Genomic DNA, 1875 nt, shown 5'->3' with positions numbered 1-1875 from the left:
TGGGAAGCAGGGAATTTCTCTTCTTCCCTTTTTTCAAGAATAATTCTTATTGTTGCCAATGATAATTATACACTAACAGTGAGGTTCAGGAAAATTTAAGAAACGATTCGGACAGACGATAAACGTGGTGTGAGGGGATTTTCTTATTTTTTCTTAAAAACAAAAATTCCTGTGGTATTTGCAAGTAAATATGCTATAATACTGAATTGAGACTACTATTTTAACTGCAGTATTTCTGCGGGTTGAGCAGTGTCACATATTATTAAGGGAGGGTATGTCATGGAGGAGCATGAAAAAGCGAGAAGAGCCGCTGAACGAAGGGCAAAGCGAAAACGGCAGGTTCTGATAAGCAGAATTATAATTATTGTTCTGGTGCTTCTGATTGCCGTGTTACTGTTTCTGGTATTCTGGGGAAATGCCGGAAGGTCGAAAAAGCCGCAGGATAAGACGCAGAAGGGTGCGGTGACAGAAGGGATTTCCGAAAGCGGGACAGAAGCTGCCCCTGCGGTGACAGAAACGGAGACTCAGACGGAGCCGGCTCCGGATGTTATGGAAGAGGCGGAACGGCTGGCGGCCATGTATGATTATGAAGGAGCCATTGCACTGCTGCAGGGTGACAGCGGATATTCGGGAAACCCGGCGATGGCAGCTAAGGTGACAGAGTGGGAAACTGCGAAAGCAAACCTTGTGGAGTTCCCGCTGGATCAGGTTACCCATGTATTTTATCATACGTTGGTAAAGGATACGAGCCTGGCGTTTGACGGGGATTCGAAAGAGGCGGGGTATAATCAGGTGATGACGACTATTGATGAATTCAACAAGATTACCCAGTCAATGTATGAAAAAGGTTATGTGCTGGTAAGCCTGCATGATATGTGTACGGTAAATGACGACGGTACCGTGTCGCGGGGGAAGATTATGCTTCCGCCTGATAAGAAGGCATTTGTGCTTTCTCAGGATGACGTGAGCTACTATCATTACATGGACGGCGACGGTATGGCGACAAAGCTGATTATTGATGAAAACGGGAAGGTGAAAACGGAGTATAAGGAGCAGGACGGTTCCGTCAGTGTGGGGGATTTTGACATGATTCCGCTCATAGATACTTTCGTGGAAGAACATCCGGATTTCTCTTATCACGGCGCGAAAGGTATTATTGCACTGACCGGTTACAACGGAGTGCTGGGATACCGGACAGATATCGCGTATAAGACCAGGGAAAATCTGGATGAGTATCAGGAAAAGTTTTTCCAGGAAAACCCGGATTTTAATGAGGACAGCTATAACCGTGAGGTGGAAGAGGCGACAAAGGTAGCGAATGCCATGAAAGAAAACGGATGGGAATTTGCAAGCCATACCTGGGGACATATCAATGTAACGCAGGCGGACTTATCCCATATCCAAACCGATACGGAGAAATGGGAGAATTACGTAAAGCCGGTTGTAGGAGATACGAATGTGATTATCTTTGCGTTCGGTGCGGATATCGGAGACTGGCAGGGATACTTTGCGGATAACGAAAAGTTTAATTACCTGAAAGGTAAGGGCTTTGATATCTTCTGCAATGTGGATTCTTCACAGTACTGGGTACAGTTTGGGGATTCTTACATGAGGCAGGGACGCAGGAACCTGGACGGATACAGGATGTATTATAATCCGGAGATGGTATCCGACTTGTTTGATGCTTCCGGCGTATTTGATTCGGCTCGTCCGACTCCTGTACCGGAGATGTAACCAATCGGCAGGAAAAGCCGGACAGAAGAGGCGCAGAGCCAGAGTCTGGCGAACAAAAACAGAGAGCAATTTGGTAATATGTCAAGAGGAAAATGAAAAAGATTTTCGTGAAAAAGGGTAACCTTAATAAACCTACGGCCT

1 protein-coding gene is annotated in these 1875 nt (G+C 45.9%); it reads left to right on the top strand.

All coding sequences use genetic code 11. The features are described from left to right. Window positions 1-279 precede the first annotated feature (279 nt). On the top strand, window positions 280-1734 hold the full coding sequence (locus tag NFR99_RS15175) for a polysaccharide deacetylase family protein (RefSeq protein ID WP_120484670.1): 1455 nt from the start codon (window positions 280-282) through the stop codon (window positions 1732-1734). Window positions 1735-1875: the final 141 nt, after the last annotated feature.

The sequence above is a fragment of the Hominisplanchenecus murintestinalis genome (assembly GCF_943193015.1).
Classification (GTDB): Bacteria; Bacillota; Clostridia; order Lachnospirales; family Lachnospiraceae; genus Hominisplanchenecus_A; species Hominisplanchenecus_A murintestinalis.
The sequence above is the reverse complement of the archived record's forward strand: the minus strand, read 5'-3'. Positions and strand labels throughout refer to the sequence as shown.